This window comes from Arthrobacter sp. B0316-1-20 (genome assembly GCF_059091865.1).
Window position 1 is genome coordinate 54,896 of record NZ_JBNHHC010000002.1, and the last position, 14,232, is coordinate 69,127.

The window sequence follows — 14,232 nt, forward strand, 5'->3', positions numbered from 1 at the left end:
CGGCACACTCAATCAGGCGTTGCGATTAGACGTTGCGGAATACGACGACGGCGTTGTGGCCGCCGAAGCCGAAGGAGTTGTTCAACGCAATGATGTCGCCCTGCGGCAGGTCGCGGGCGGAAGTGACCACGTCCAGCGGGATCTCCGGATCTTGGTTTTCCAGGTTGATCGTCGCCGGTGCGCGGCGTTCGTAGACGGCCATCACGGTCATCACCGACTCCACGGCGCCCGAGGCACCGAGCAGGTGGCCGGTCTGCGACTTGGTCGCCGAGACGGCAACGTTGGAAACGTGGTCGCCGAGCGCTGCCTTCAGCGCGGTGTACTCCGGCTTGTCTCCAACCGGAGTGGACGTAGCGTGGGCGTTGACGTGCACCACGTCGGTTGCCTGCGCCCGAGCGTCGAACAGGGCAGCCTTCAGCGCCCGGGTGGCGCCCAGTCCCTCGGGGTCCGGCGCCGTGATGTGGTAGGCATCGGCGGTGACGCCGGAGCCGGCAAGTTCGGCGTAGATGCGTGCACCGCGGGCCAAGGCATGTTCCTCGGCCTCCAGCACCAGTGCGCCGGCGCCTTCGCCCATGACAAAGCCGTCGCGGTCCAGGTCATAGGGGCGCGAAGCATGCTCGGGATCGTCGTTGCGCTTGGACAGCGCCTGCATGGCGCTGAAGGCGGCGATCGGCATCGGGTGGATCGCGGCTTCGGCGCCGCCGGTCATCACCACGTCGGCCTTGCCTGCGCGGATCAGTTCGATGCCCATGGACATGGCCTCGGTGCCGGAAGCACAGGCGGAGACGGGGGTGTGCGCGCCGGCGCGGGCGCCCAAGTCCATGCTGACAGCGGCAGCAGGTCCGTTGGGCATCAGCATGGGAACGGTCATCGGCAGCACGCGGCGCGGACCGCGGTCACGCAGCGTGTCCCAGGCGTCCAGCAGCGTCCACACGCCGCCGATGCCGGTAGCGAATGCCACGGCCAGCCGGTCGTGGTCCACGTCATCGATGCCGGAATCCTTCCAGGCTTCGCGCGACGCGACGACGGCGAACTGGGTGGAGGGATCCATCCGCTTGGCTTCGACCCGGGTGAGTACTTCGTCGGGCCGGTTGCTGGCCTTGGCGGCGAACGTCACCGGCAGCTCGTACTTGGCCACCCAATCATCTTCGAGGGTATGGGCCCCGGAAACGCCCTTGAGGGCATTGCGCCACATCGTGGGGACGTCGCCGCCAATCGGGGTGGTGGCGCCGAGGCCGGTGATGACTACTTTGCGTGCCATTGATTCAGTCTCTCAATAGTGATTGGGCGATAAATCTGGTGCGGCGGCCGGACTGGGGGGGATCACCCGCCGGCCGCCGAGTCCCGGGCGGGCCCGGGCAACGCGGAACTAGGCCTGGGCGTTGACGATGAAGCTGACGGCGTCGCCGACGGTTTTGAGGTTCTTGACCTCTTCGTCCGGGATGCGCACGCCGAACTTCTCCTCGGCGTTGACCACAATGGTCATCATCGAGATGGAGTCGATGTCCAGGTCATCGGTGAAGGACTTGTCCATCTCGACAGCCTCCGGGGCCAGACCGGTTTCTTCGTTGACGATCTCGGCCAGACCGGCCAGGATTTCTTCGTTGCTAGCCATGGTGGCTCCTTTTCTTGTGCTGCCGGACGGTGTCCGGACGGGGTTTCAAACCGCGTTCTGCGGCCTGGTTCTGGTTGGAATGTAGGGGAGGCCCGACTACCGCAAGGCAGTCTACGGCAGGACGATGACCTGCGCGCCGAACACCAGGCCGGCGCCGAAGCCGATTTGCAGGGCCAGTCCGCCGGAGAGCGCGGGGTTCTCCTGCAGCAGGCGGTGCGTCGCCAGCGGGATCGAGGCGGCCGAGGTGTTGCCGGCGTCGGCGATGTCGCGGGCCACCACCACGCTCTCGGGCAGCTTCAGCTGCTTGACCATCTCGTCGATGATGCGCATGTTCGCCTGGTGCGGAACGAAGGCGGCGAGGTCTTCCGGCTGCAGCCCGGCGGCCGCCAGCGCCTGCTTGGCCACCTTGGCCATTTCCCACACGGCCCAGCGGAACACGGATGGCCCGTCCTGGCGCAACGTCGGCCAGAGCTTGGTGTCCTTTTCGTCAAAGGTGTCCGAGACGGCGGACAGTGAGCCGGCGGCCTCGGCGGCCAGCGACAGCTCGCGCACTGAATTGAGCGAGTGGGTCATGCTGATGGTGTCCCACTTGCTCCCGTCCGAGCCCCACACCGGCTTGCTGATGCCCGGGATGTCAGAGGGACCCACGACGACGGCGCCCGCGCCGTCGCCCAGCAGGAAGGAGATTGTCCGCTCGGTGTTGTCGATGACATCGGAAAGCTTCTCCGCGCCGACCACCAGCACATAATCGGCGGTGCCGGAACGGACCAGCGCGTCGGCCTGGGCGATGCCGTAGCAGTAACCCGCGCAGGCGGCGGAGATGTCATAGGCGGGGGCCGGCGTGGCCCCTACCCGATCGGCCAAGGCGGCAGCGGCCGACGGCGTGGCGTACGGGTGCGACACGGTGGAGACGATCACGGCTCCGAGCTGGTCGCCGGTGATGCCGGCCTGACCCATCGCTTCCTTGGCAGCGCCTTCGGCCATGTCCAGGACGGAGGTGTTGGCGTTGGCCCGGTGGCGGGTGACGATTCCGGTCCGCTGACGGATCCATTCGTCGGAGGAATCGATCCACTGGCAGACATCGTCGTTGGTGACGATGACGTCGGGGCGGTAGGCGCCGATTCCCAGCACGCGAGAGAAGTCGCGGAGCGGGGTCTGCTGAATGACGGGGGTGCTCACTTCTCGGATTCTCCAGACATGCTGTTCAGGACGGGGGTCTGTTCGGTGTGTTCGGCGATGAAGGCTTTAGCTGCATCCAGATCGTCCGGCGACTTCAGCGACATGGTGGCCACGCCCTTCATGCCGCGTTTGGCCAGCCCGGCCAAGGTTCCGGCCGGCGGCAGCTCCAGCAGCCCGGTGATGCCGACGGACAGCATCTTCTCCATGCACTTGTCCCAGCGCACCGGACGCGAGACCTGGGCGATCAGGCTGTCCAGATTCTCCTCGCCGCCGACGACGGGTTCGCCGTCGTAATTGGAGAGCAGGGTCAGTGACGGCATCGCCGGCTTCAGCTGCGGGCGCAGATTCTCCAAAGCGCTGACCGCGGGAGCCATGTGCTCGGTGTGGAAGGCGCCGGCCACCTTCAGCGGGATGACCCGGGCCTTGGCCGGCGGGTTCGCGGCGAACGCCTGCAGCTGCTCCAAGGTGCCGGCGGCAACCGTCTGGCCGCCGCCGTTGGCGTTGGCCGGGGTCAGGCCGGCGGCCTCGATGGCGGCCAGCACTTCGTCCGGATCGCCGCCGAGCACGGCGCTCATGCCGGTGGGAGTCTGCGCGGCGGCACGGGCCATCGCGTTGGCCCGCTCGCGCACAAAGTTCATCGCATCGTTCTCGGTCAGCGCGCCGGAGACGGCGGAGGCGGTGATTTCCCCGACCGAATGGCCCGCGACGACGGTGGACAGATCCAGCGCCTCGTCCGCGGTGAGGGCGCGGGCGGCCAGCAGGCCAGCGGCGACGATCAGCGGCTGGGCGACGGCGGTGTCCTTGATGGTCTCCTCATCGGACACGGTCCCGTGGGAGAGCAGGTCAAGCTGCGCGATGTCGCTGAGCAGCCCGAGGTGTTCGGCCACGCCGGGTACCTCCAGCCAGGGGCTGAGGAATCCGGGCGTCTGGGAGCCCTGGCCTGGGCAGACTATTGCAAGCACGTATTCAAGCTTTCCAAAGAGGAGATGGTTTCCACGGTGTTTCGGCACACGAAGCTCGCCGGACCGCTTTGTAGGAAGTCTACAAGGTAGTGCCTATTGTCGCAGGCTATTGCCGGGTGGGCTGGCGGTCCTTCGGGCTCCGCGCCGGAGCAATCAGCCGGCCCACGCCGAGCGCGGTCTGGAGCACGAAGGCTTCGCGCGGCAGCAGCGGGTCCCAGCCGGTCACGTCGCAGACCCGGCGCAGCCGGTAGCGCACCGTGTTGGCGTGGACGAACAGTTCGCGCGCCGTGGCTTCCAGTGAGTGCCCCAGGGACAGGTAGCTGGAGAGTGTTTCGACCAGCCCATTGCCGGCGTTGACCAGCGGAACGTAGATGTACTTGTAGAGGTCCCGGCGGGCAATATCGTCGCCGGACATCACCCGCTCGGGCCACAGGTCGTTGGCCGCCACCGGCCGCGGTGCCGCCGGCCAGGCCTTCGCGGCGCTGAGCCCGGCGAACGCGGCCTGCGCCGAAGTGCTGGCGTCCACCAGCGAGCGGGCCTCGGGCCCGTAGACCACGGGGCCGGGGCCGAAGAGGTCGGCCAGACGGACGAACGCGGTGTCCTGGTCGGTCACGCCGCCCAGCACCAGGATCAGCCGGTCGCCCTGGATACCCACCAAGGTGTCGGCGGCGTAGCGGGAGCTGGCGCGGCGCAGCTCGGTCACGAAGCTCGGGCCTGGTTCACCGGGGGAGCCGCCCACCATCACCGTGATCGGGCCGGTGGTCTTCCAGCCGACCGCGGCAATCCGGGAGCGCAACGCATCGGAGCTTTCGCCGCGCAGGATCGCATCCACCACCAGCGCCTCGAGCCGGGTGTCCCACGAGCCGCGGGTCTCGGCCGCGCGGGCATAGACATCCGCGGCGGCGAAGGCCACTTCACGGGAGTAGCGCAGCACGGCTTCGCGCAGCTGGGCTTCGTCGCTGCCGCCGGCCAGATCCGCGACTTCGTCCTCCACCGCTTCGACCACCACGCGGATCAGCTGCAGGGCCCGCTGCAGGCTGATGGAGCGGGTCAGCTCGGTGGGAGCGGTGCCGAAGACGTCGTTCATCACCCACGCGGGGGAGGTGGGGCGTTCGTACCAGGTGACAAAGGAGGCGATGCCCTTCTGCGCCACCAGGCCCAGCGCGGACCGTTCGTCCGGGCGCAGCCCGCGGTACCAAGGCAGGTCCGAGTCCAGCCGCTTCAACGTGGCCGTGGCCAAGGCGCCGATTTTGGACCGCAGCCGGTCCAGCGTCTCCGGGTTGCCGGTGGCCGCGCGGTCGGCCTTCCGCCCTGTGCCGGCGCGGCGGCGGGTGGGGGATGTTGCCGACGTCGGCTTGGTCTCGGCGGGCTTCTGGGCAGGCTTCCCGGCCGGCTTAGCCGCAGGGGACTCGTCTGCGGTCTGCTGCGCAGTATTTGAGGCAGCCCCGGCGGCCGGGGCTGCCGAGGTCGGCTGCGCAGTGTCCGCGGATGCCGGGGCCGCCGACGTATGCTGGGTGGCCGGCTGCTCAGCAGCTTTGGCGGTCTCGGTCCGGGCTTGGGGCATGCAAAGAGCATACGCACTCGGCGGTGCAAGCTCCATTCGGTCTTTTGTGTGGTTCCTACTAAAACAAGCGGCGGACCCGGCCGTGGAAGCCTGGGTCCGCCGCTTGGACAATGGCGCTGTTGCCGGGTTAGGACTCGCCTCCGGCGTTGCCCGAGGTGCCGGCGTTGACGTCCATCAGCCGGTACTTCTCGAACGCCTCCTTGGGCACGTTCGCATCCACTTCGCCGCGCCGGGCCAGCATCTGCAGCGCACGGACCACAATCGAGTGGCTGTCAATCTTGAAGAACCGCCGGGCAGCGGCACGGGTGTCGGAGAACCCGAAGCCGTCGGCGCCGAGCGTGGCGAACTCGTTCGGCAGGTACTGCCGGATCTGGTCCGGCACGGCAGCCATGTAGTCGCTGACGGCCACGATCGGGCCGGTGGCGCCTTCGAGCTGCTGCGCGACGAAGGGCTTGCGCGGCTCCGAACCGGGGTTCAGGAAGGCTTCTTCCTCGGCGGCCAGGCCGTCGCGGCGCAGCTCGTTCCAGCTGGTCACCGACCAGACATCGGCGGAAACGCCCCAGTCATCGGCGAGCAGCTGCTGGGCTTCCAGTGCCCACGGCACGGCCACGCCGGAGGCCAGCAGCTGGGTGCGCGGTCCGTCGATCTTGGCCGGAGCCAGCAGGTAGATGCCCTTGACCAGTCCCTCAACGTCCAGTTCCTCGGGTTCCGCGGGCTGGACGATCGGCTCGTTGTACACGGTCAGGTAGTACATCACGTTGGGATCCGGATGGTTCCCGCCGTACATGCGCTCCAGGCCGGAGCGCATGATGTGGCCGATTTCGTAGCCGTAGGCCGGGTCGTAGGTGACCACGGCCGGATTCGTCGAGGCCAAGATCGGGGACTGCCCGTCGGCGTGCTGCAGTCCTTCGCCGGTCAGGGTAGTGCGTCCGGCGGTCGCGCCGATCACGAAGCCCCGTGCCATCTGGTCGGCGGCGGCCCAGAAGAAGTCGCCGGTGCGCTGGAAGCCGAACATCGAGTAGAAGATGTAGATCGGCACCAACGGCTCGGCGTGGGTGGCGTAGGAGGTGCCCACGGCGGTGAAGGCGGCGGTGGAGCCGGCCTCGTTGATGCCGGTATGCAGGATCTGGCCCTGCGGGGACTCCTTGTACGCCAGCACCAGATCGCGGTCCACGGACAGGTAGTTCTGGCCCTTGGGGTTGTAGATCTTGGCCGTCGGGAAGAACGAGTCCATGCCGAAGGTCCGCGCCTCGTCCGGAATGATCGGCACCACGCGGGCCCCGAACTCCTTGTCCCGCATCAGGTCCTTCAGCAGCCGGACGAACGCCATGGTGGTGGCGGCCTGCTGCTTGCCGGACCCGCGCTTGGCCACTTCGTAGGCCTTGTCCTCCGGCAGGTGCATCGGCTTGTGCTCGGTCCGGCGTTCCGGCACCGCCCCGCCCAGTGCGGCGCGGCGTTCCATCATGTACTTGATCTCCGGGGCGTCGGGTCCCGGGTGGTAGTACGGCGGACGGTACGGATCGGCTTCGAGCTGTTCGTCGCTGATCGGGATCCGCAGGTGGTCGCGGAAGTCCTTCAGATCCTGCAGGGTCAGCTTCTTCATCTGGTGGGTCGCATTGCGGCCCTCGAAGTGCGTGCCCAGGCCGTAGCCCTTGACCGTCTGGGCCAGCACCACTGTCGGCTTGCCCTTGAACTTGGTCGCCGCATCGTACGCCGCGAAGACCTTGTGGTAATCGTGGCCGCCGCGCTTGAGGTTCCAGATCTGCTCGTCGGTCATGTCCGCGACCATTTCCTTGGTCTGCGGGGTCTTGCCGAAGAAGTGCTCGCGGACGAACCCGCCCGACTCGGCCTTGTACGTCTGGTAGTCGCCGTCGAGGGTGGAGTTCATGATGTCCACCAGCGCGCCGTCGCGGTCCTTGTCCAGCAGCTCGTCCCACTCGCGGCCCCAGGTCACCTTGATGACGTGCCAGCCGGCACCGCGGAAGAAGGCCTCAAGCTCCTGCATGATCTTGCCGTTGCCGCGCACCGGTCCGTCCAGGCGCTGCAGGTTGCAGTTGATCACGAAGGTGAGGTTGTCCAGCTTTTCGTTGGCAGCCAGCTGCAGGAAGCCGCGCGACTCCGGCTCGTCCATCTCGCCGTCGCCCAGGAACGCCCAGACGTGCTGATCGGAGGTGTCCTTGATGCCGCGGTTGTGCACGTAGCGGTTCAGCTGCGCCTGGTAAATGGCGTTGGCCGGGCCGATGCCCATCGAAACGGTCGGGAACTCCCAGAACTCGGGCATGGACCGCGGGTGAGGGTAGGACGGCAAGGCGTGGCCCTCGCGGGACTTTTCCTGCCGGAAGCCGTCAAGGTCTTCCTCGGTGAGCCGGCCTTCCATGAACGCGCGTGCGTACATGCCGGGGGAGGCGTGGCCCTGGAAAAAGACGTGGTCGCCGCCGCCGGGGTGGTCCTTGCCGCGGAAGAAGTGGTTGAAGCCCACTTCGTAGAGAGTGGCTGCGCCGGCGTAGGTGGAGATGTGCCCGCCGACGCCAATGTCCGGGCGCTGGGCCCGGTGCACCAGCATGGCCGCATTCCAGCGCATCCACGCGCGGTAGCGGCGCTCGATTTCTTCGTCGCCGGGGAACTCCGGTTCTTGGTCCACCGGAATGGTATTCACGTAGTCGGTGGTGGTCACCATCGGCACGCCAACGCTCTGCGCACCTGCACGCTGCAGGAGGGAGCGGACAATGTATTGGGCACGTTCAGTGCCCCGGGAATCCACCAGGCCGTCGAAGGATTCGATCCATTCGGCGGTTTCTTCGGGATCGCGATCCGACAGCTGGCTTGTCAGCCCGCTCAGGATGTGCGAGGTATCTTCTCCTGCGCTCACGTCCAACCTCTCATACGTGCAGATTGTGTCTGCGCTTTACGTGGCATAGCGACCCGGCGCAAGGTCCGGCCGGGAGGATATTCTTCACTGCCACTCTAACTGTTCACCGCATTACAGCGCAGCCGAAGCCCCGCATGCCAGTTATTACGACGACGGCGCGCGGGCACCGCCGTCGACCGCCTCCACCGCAGGCTTCTTTAAGCCGCTAGCGCCGTACCCCGGCCCAACCCACCAAGGCCGCGCGCACCGCCGTCGTCGGTGTCTGGTGCCCCGCAAAAGAGGGACGCGCCATGACAAAATTCCGCCCCATCTTGCGGGTGGCTTGAAGCGATGGCGATTAGGGTGTTGGCTTGTAACTAGCAACACGCTCACTTTTTCCGGTGGGCGGATCAATACGTTCCATACAGGAGGAGCACAGTGGGCGAGGCCGAAGCCGCCGCAGTAGAGAATGTGGCAGGCAATTTGGGTTTCAAAGACGGAGACCTAATCCAGGAATTCGGCTATGACGAGGACGTGGACTTCGATCTGCGCGACGACATCGAGGACCTCACCGGCTCCGAGCTGCTCACCGAGGACGACCACGACGTGGTTGACGCGGCGATCCTGTGGTGGCGCGACGGCGACGGGGACCTGGTGGACACGCTGGTCGATGCGCAGACCACGCTCGCCCCCGGTGGCGTGGTGTGGTTGCTGACGCCGAAGTCGGGCCGCGACGGTTACGTGCCGGCATCCGATGTGCAGGAAGCGGCGCCGACCGCCGGCCTGCACGTGACCACGTCCGCCGGTGTGTCCAGCGACTGGTCCGCAAATCGGCTGGTCAGCAAGCGGACCAACAAGTGAGCGCGGCTGCACCGCAAGTGGGCCTTCCCGCGCCCGATTTCGAGCTGGTCAACCAGTTCGGCGAACCCATCCGGCTGTCTGCGCTGCGCGGCGGGAACGTGGTGGTGGTGTTCTACCCGTTTGCGTTCTCCGGCATCTGCACCGGCGAGCTGTGCGAGCTGCGCGACGACCTTGCCGCCTTCCGCAGTGAAAACGCCCGCGTCGTCGCCGTCTCCGTGGACCACAAGTTCGCGCTGCGTGCCTTCGCCGAGCAGGAAGGCTACGAGTTCGACCTGCTGGCCGACTTCTGGCCGCACGGCGAGGTAGCCAAGGCCTACGGCGTGTTCGACGAAGAATCCGGCATGGCCTTGCGCGGCACCTTCATCATCGACGCGGAGGGCATCCTGCGGCACGAGATCCGCAACCCGCGTGGCCAGGCCCGCGACATCCAGGAATACCACCGCGTGCTGAAAGAGCTCTAGCCGCCATGGAGCTGCTGGCGCCGGCGCTCGAGATCCTGGCCGGACGCCGTCTGGCCGTCTTGACCGGCGCCGGCCTCAGCACCGATTCCGGTATCCCGGACTACCGTGGCCCCACCTCGGTGCCGCGCACCCCAATGACGTACCAGCAGTTCGTCGGCGACGAGGAACTCCGCCGCCGCTATTGGGCCCGCAACCACGTGGGCTGGCGGCACATGCACCACGCCGCACCCAACCCCGGTCACTACGCGCTGGCCGCGATGGAGACCAACGGCGTGGTGGCCGGCCTGATTACGCAGAACGTGGACCGGCTGCACGAAGACGCTGGCAGCGTGAACGTGATCGATTTGCACGGCCGCTTTGACCAGGTCATCTGCCTGAACTGCGGCGACGTGACCACCCGCTCCTCGTTGGCTGCCCGGCTGGAGGAACTCAACCCGGCCTATGCTGCTACCGGGGATGCTGGTGACGTGGCCCCGGATGCCGACGCCGACGTCGCCCACACCGCCCACTTCGTGGTGGCGGACTGCCTGGTTTGCGGCGGCATGCTCAAGCCCGACTTCGTCTATTTCGGCGAGAACGTGCCCAAAGACCGGGTCACGGCCGCCTACGCCATGGTGGACGACGGCGAGGCGCTGCTGGTGGCTGGTTCATCGCTGACCGTGATGAGCGGCCTGCGCTTTGTCCGGCACGCCGCCAAACAGGGCAAGCCGGTGGTCATCATCAACCGTGGTGCCACCCGCGGCGACAACCTGGCCGACGTGAAGCTGGAGGCAGGCGTCTCCGAGGCGCTGGGCTACCTGGCCGTGGAGTTGCCCGGCCTGCTCCAGCAGCCCGCCTGAACTGCTACAGCAAGCCCGCTGAACTGCCCCCGCAAGCCTGCCTGAACTGCTCCCGCAGCTTCCCCGAACTGCTCTTGGAACTGACGACGGCGGAGCCTCCTGACTGTGCCCCAGCCCACCTGAGCGGTCGATCAGGTTTATGGATCCATCGTGTTTGTTGCCACTGAAGTTTGGTTGGCGTTCATGCCCATTTATCCGGTAGAGTAAATCCTCGTGATGTTGCGGCGGATAACGCTCCGCGGTCCCGCTTTCGACATTACAACGGGTCTTTAGCTCAGCTGGTAGAGCGCCACGTTTACACCGTGGATGTCATCGGTTCGATCCCGGTAGGACCCACCACCCAAAACCGCGTCAGTTCAAGGGATTCTTCCCCCGAACGGCGCGGTTTTCTTGTTTCCGGCTTGTTCCACAGCTTCCGCGAATTGTCGGGGTTTATCGGGATCGCCTGGGAACCGTTCCTCCCAAAATCCTCCCAAGGTTCTCCCGCAGAGCCACAGATTGGTGCTGGCCCGACGGCGGCGCGGGGCATGCGTCGGCGCAGCCATCTGTACGCGACAGCGGGCCGATGCTGCGCCGGGCGTGATGCGGGTTGCTAACGCGAAAGGCCCCACCGTTTGATGGGGACCTTCGCTGCGCGCTATAGGCTGGGGTTACATGTTGAGTTCGAAAGAGCCTGAGAACGCTTCGTCTAGCATGGCTCGAAGGAGGGGGCTCTCCGGGCCCCGGTGTCCCGGGCCCCAGTCATCGACCGTGAAGCGTCCGGTGCCATCGGCAGTGATCCCGCCACCTTCGGCCACCCCGTGCGCTTGCACGAACGGGAGGTAATGCCGGTCGACGTGGTAGGTGTCGCCCTTGTTCTGGATGTACCAGAACCGGGCACCTTCCGCTGCCGGCTTCCGGTATAGCTCCACAAGGTCGAACCTTGAGGGGTCGGCTGCCTCCACCTCTTGGAAGGATGGGAATTCTGGGAACACAACACGTTGCAGGTGCTCGAATGACCAGGGAAGGTACTCGCGCACCGTTGACTGGGGAGACACTGCCACGGCAAGAGAACCGGGGATGCGATGCCCCATGGCCAATGCTGCGAAGCCACCACCTGAACTGCCCAAGAGGACGACCCGCTTGATGTTTCGCAGTTCGGCGATCTTACGGATGTATTCCGCCAGCCGCGCCGTCAGGTTGTCGCGCTGATTTCCGATGTACCAGGCGAGGCCTAGTTTTTCGTCCAAATTGAGAGTGGTGTCGGCACGGAAGAGGAGGTTCTCACGGCGTATTGCCGACAGGGTGCGTAGCCATTCGAAACGCGGCGGGATTATCTCTGCCCGGGCGAACGCTCCATGCAGGACGACGATCAGGTCGGAAGAATCGCGGGGGAGGAACAACGCCTCTAGCGGGAGCTCTTCACCTTTTGCCGGGTCCGGCTCGACAGTGTGCCTCTCACGGTCCGCTTCCTGCAATTCAATTTCTTCAGTCTTGGACCACCGGAAGATAGGAGCTTCGTGTCGCTCGTCCCACTCATTGTGCATTGCTGTAGCTTGTCTCAGCCCCTGCTTAGCTTTCGCTCAGAGTTCGGCTTATTTCGAGGACTAACTGTGCGCGTGATGCAACGATGCGTTCACGTGCACGATTAGTAGCCGCCAAAGAGCGGCAGTTGGGTTGGGGAATGTCGATACCGGATAAGGCAGCAGAAACGGAAAAGGTTGCTGACCGAGACACCTGAGAACGTGCGCCCACTGACCGCGGGTGAACGCAAGTTCCTGGGAAAGGCAGACCCGGAGGCCGACCAATGATCGGCTCCATACAGGGGCTCTGATCTCTTCGGCAGGCATTGAATTGTCTCAAACCGGAAATAGGGCCGAAACCGTTTTTCTCCCGAACGGGGCCGGCGGCTACGATCCGAACATGGACGAGCAGCAGTACTACACCTACGGAGTCTTGGGAGACAACCCAGCGCCGGGGCACCTACATCACGAGTGGTTGATGCGAGCCACTGAAGATATGAATACTGACTATAAGAGAATCTTCAGCAAGATTTCGCAGTCGAAGTCGGAGATCCAGGAAGGCGGCCACGAGGCGGAAGACCTGTGGGTTGAGTTTCTGTCGGAGTGGCTTCCTCCTCACTACGAAGTGGCGAAGAGGAAATACATTGTCGGGGAAGCCGAACCCGACGCACGACGTCAAGAAACGGACGTCATCATTTTTCGACCTGGCTACCCCAAGAACTTGCGCAAGAAGACGCAGATACTCGCTTCTGGGGTTGCGGCCGCGTTCTCAGTGAAACTTACCCTGCGACCCGACTCGATCCGTGAAGCTGTGGAAGAATGCGCAGCACTCCAGCGTTCCTTGGCTCACAGAGACGGAACATCCCGACGCGAGCTCATGCGGCCCTTCCCATACGGCCTGTTGGCCCATTCCCATGATTGGAAGAAGCCGGCATCCGCGCCAGCGGCTAACGTTGAGAAGGAGCTTCAACGCCGAGACTGCGAAATCGCCAAGCATCCCAAGGAAAGCCTTGACCTCGTCTGCATCGCGGATCTCGGCACTTGGAGCAAGCTAACCAATTATATGCCCGGCTTCCATTTCGAAGCGGATGGCCAGGTTTTCACACACCCTGAGCAATTGATAACAACGCACATCGATTCATCCAACACGGGTGCCGTACCCCCCGTAGCAATTTTCCTCACAGAACTCTACGCACTCCTATCGATCTCCGATCCAGCATTGAGAGAGATCACTCAAGGTTTTGTCCTTACGGGGACCGGCACGCAGGGTCGCGGAATTCGACGGGACTGGGCAGTAGACGAAGTCTTGTCAGAAGGGGTCAAACGCACCCTTGAAATGAATCCAACTGCCTTGCCGAACCGGGAAAATTCGCGTTTTTTCGGGATGCATTCACCATGGTAAAGCCACAACGTCGATTGTGGTCCTCCCATCGCTCGGTTCATTCGCCCCTGCTACAGGGTTCTGCGATGAAGCGTTCGGGGAACGCCGCAAGTAAAGCAACACAAAACCGGCAACCACTGCGACCGTAGGATACAAGACGGATTACAAATCACGTTGAGGGGGAACACTCGGGCATGGAACAGCTCTGCACGGTCGATTGGAACGCCTGGGCTGCGTGGCTAACCGCTATTGGGACCCTGGTGCTGGCCGGGTTTGCTTTCGCGGCTTGGCATATATCGAGGCGCACGCTGAAGGCAATGAAAGAAGACAGCGAGGCCAGAGAGACTGCGCTGGAGAAACAGCTGGACGCTGCAGAGACGCAGGCACAGACCAATTTCGAACTGAACGTGCGGCTCATGCGGGAAGAACACCAGGTGGAAGCACTCGCCACTTACTTGAATTCCATGCGCTCCGTGTTGGTCGGTGTACGCGACGCGGATTACGACTTCGTTCAGGGCACCCACGAGGTATCGATGAACTGGGCCATCTGGGGCATGTATCTCAAAGGGGAGCACGATGATCTCTACGACTTGACCCAGGAGCATCTTTCGCTCTATCAGAGCGTGACCCAATATGCGCTGATCCTTACACGTGCTTTCAGTGCCCAAGAGATCACAGCTGAGCAGCTCAAGTTCATCATTGAGCCGCTTGGTGATGTTGTGGGTAATTGGATCGGCAACCTCACTGAATGGCAGATGGTCGAAGGCAAGCGACCCGAGAAGATGAAGAATCTCAAGGCGAATGTTGATGCTCTGCGGGACATCTTTGAAGAGCGACTGTCTGAGGAGTCCAAGGCTGCCTTGCGATGAATGGACGAAGGAGTTACGCGACCACGGTCGGGGACACCCGCTACCTACTGTCCCTCGGCCTCACAGTGGAGGAGGTGGCCCGTCGGATGGGTCGGACGGTGACCGCTGTGGAGCGGATGCTGGAGGGCTCCCGGGAGGGCTGAACGCGCCG

General features: G+C 64.6%; 13 protein-coding genes and 1 tRNA gene. 7 read left to right on the top strand and 7 right to left on the bottom strand.

Annotated elements, in window-relative coordinates:
• Positions 1 to 25 precede the first annotated feature (25 nt).
• From fabF to aceE, 6 genes are all read right to left on the bottom strand, one after another.
• Positions 26 to 1,261, bottom strand: coding sequence for a beta-ketoacyl-ACP synthase II (fabF, locus tag AC5RW2_RS03255; RefSeq protein ID WP_493962259.1), 1,236 nt, complete (start codon positions 1,259 to 1,261; stop codon positions 26 to 28).
• Positions 1,262 to 1,369: 108 nt separating this feature from the next.
• Positions 1,370 to 1,615, bottom strand: a complete 246-nt coding sequence (locus tag AC5RW2_RS03260; protein WP_493950038.1) for an acyl carrier protein — start codon at positions 1,613 to 1,615, stop codon at positions 1,370 to 1,372.
• A gap of 111 nt (positions 1,616 to 1,726) precedes the next feature.
• Complete coding sequence (locus AC5RW2_RS03265; RefSeq protein ID WP_493950039.1) at positions 1,727 to 2,794, bottom strand: beta-ketoacyl-ACP synthase III; 1,068 nt, start codon at positions 2,792 to 2,794, stop codon at positions 1,727 to 1,729.
• Entirely contained in the window at positions 2,791 to 3,756 is a 966-nt protein-coding gene (locus AC5RW2_RS03270; RefSeq protein WP_493962258.1) for an ACP S-malonyltransferase, read from the bottom strand. Before AC5RW2_RS03270 ends, AC5RW2_RS03265 begins: the two co-directional genes overlap by 4 nt.
• Positions 3,757 to 3,862: 106 nt before the next feature.
• Positions 3,863 to 5,320 (bottom strand): PucR family transcriptional regulator, encoded by a 1,458-nt coding sequence (locus AC5RW2_RS03275; protein ID WP_493962257.1) that lies wholly within the window; start codon positions 5,318 to 5,320, stop codon positions 3,863 to 3,865.
• Positions 5,321 to 5,447: 127 nt separating this feature from the next.
• Complete coding sequence (aceE, locus tag AC5RW2_RS03280) at positions 5,448 to 8,189, bottom strand: pyruvate dehydrogenase (acetyl-transferring), homodimeric type (protein WP_493962256.1); 2,742 nt, start codon at positions 8,187 to 8,189, stop codon at positions 5,448 to 5,450.
• Between the two features lie 417 nt (positions 8,190 to 8,606).
• Here aceE and AC5RW2_RS03285 point away from each other — a divergent pair, with 417 nt between their 5' ends.
• The 4 genes from AC5RW2_RS03285 (at position 8,607) to AC5RW2_RS03300 (ending at position 10,668) form a co-directional block, all read left to right on the top strand.
• Complete coding sequence (locus tag AC5RW2_RS03285) at positions 8,607 to 9,029, top strand: DUF3052 domain-containing protein (RefSeq protein WP_364650574.1); 423 nt, start codon at positions 8,607 to 8,609, stop codon at positions 9,027 to 9,029.
• Positions 9,026 to 9,490, top strand: coding sequence for a peroxiredoxin (locus tag AC5RW2_RS03290; protein WP_364650577.1), 465 nt, complete (start codon positions 9,026 to 9,028; stop codon positions 9,488 to 9,490). Before AC5RW2_RS03285 ends, AC5RW2_RS03290 begins: the two co-directional genes overlap by 4 nt.
• A gap of 5 nt (positions 9,491 to 9,495) precedes the next feature.
• Positions 9,496 to 10,329, top strand: coding sequence for an NAD-dependent protein deacetylase (locus AC5RW2_RS03295; RefSeq protein ID WP_493962255.1), 834 nt, complete (start codon positions 9,496 to 9,498; stop codon positions 10,327 to 10,329).
• A 263-nt stretch (positions 10,330 to 10,592) separates the two neighbouring features.
• Positions 10,593 to 10,668 (top strand) — tRNA-Val (locus tag AC5RW2_RS03300).
• Between the two features lie 311 nt (positions 10,669 to 10,979).
• Here AC5RW2_RS03300 and AC5RW2_RS03305 read toward each other — a convergent pair.
• Positions 10,980 to 11,855 carry a hypothetical protein gene (locus tag AC5RW2_RS03305; protein ID WP_493962254.1) on the bottom strand — a complete coding sequence of 292 codons (876 nt, stop codon included), beginning with the start codon at positions 11,853 to 11,855 and terminating at the stop codon, positions 10,980 to 10,982.
• Positions 11,856 to 12,231: 376 nt separating this feature from the next.
• Here AC5RW2_RS03305 and AC5RW2_RS03310 point away from each other — a divergent pair, with 376 nt between their 5' ends.
• From AC5RW2_RS03310 to AC5RW2_RS03320, 3 genes are all read left to right on the top strand, one after another.
• Entirely contained in the window at positions 12,232 to 13,233 is a 1,002-nt protein-coding gene (locus tag AC5RW2_RS03310) for a DUF6602 domain-containing protein (protein ID WP_493962253.1), read from the top strand.
• 173 nt (positions 13,234 to 13,406) lie between these two features.
• Positions 13,407 to 14,081, top strand: coding sequence for a hypothetical protein (locus AC5RW2_RS03315; protein ID WP_493962252.1), 675 nt, complete (start codon positions 13,407 to 13,409; stop codon positions 14,079 to 14,081).
• A complete protein-coding gene (locus tag AC5RW2_RS03320) occupies positions 14,078 to 14,224 on the top strand; it encodes a hypothetical protein (protein WP_493962251.1) in 147 nt (48 codons plus the stop codon). Before AC5RW2_RS03315 ends, AC5RW2_RS03320 begins: the two co-directional genes overlap by 4 nt.
• The last annotated feature ends 8 nt before the right edge of the window (positions 14,225 to 14,232 follow it).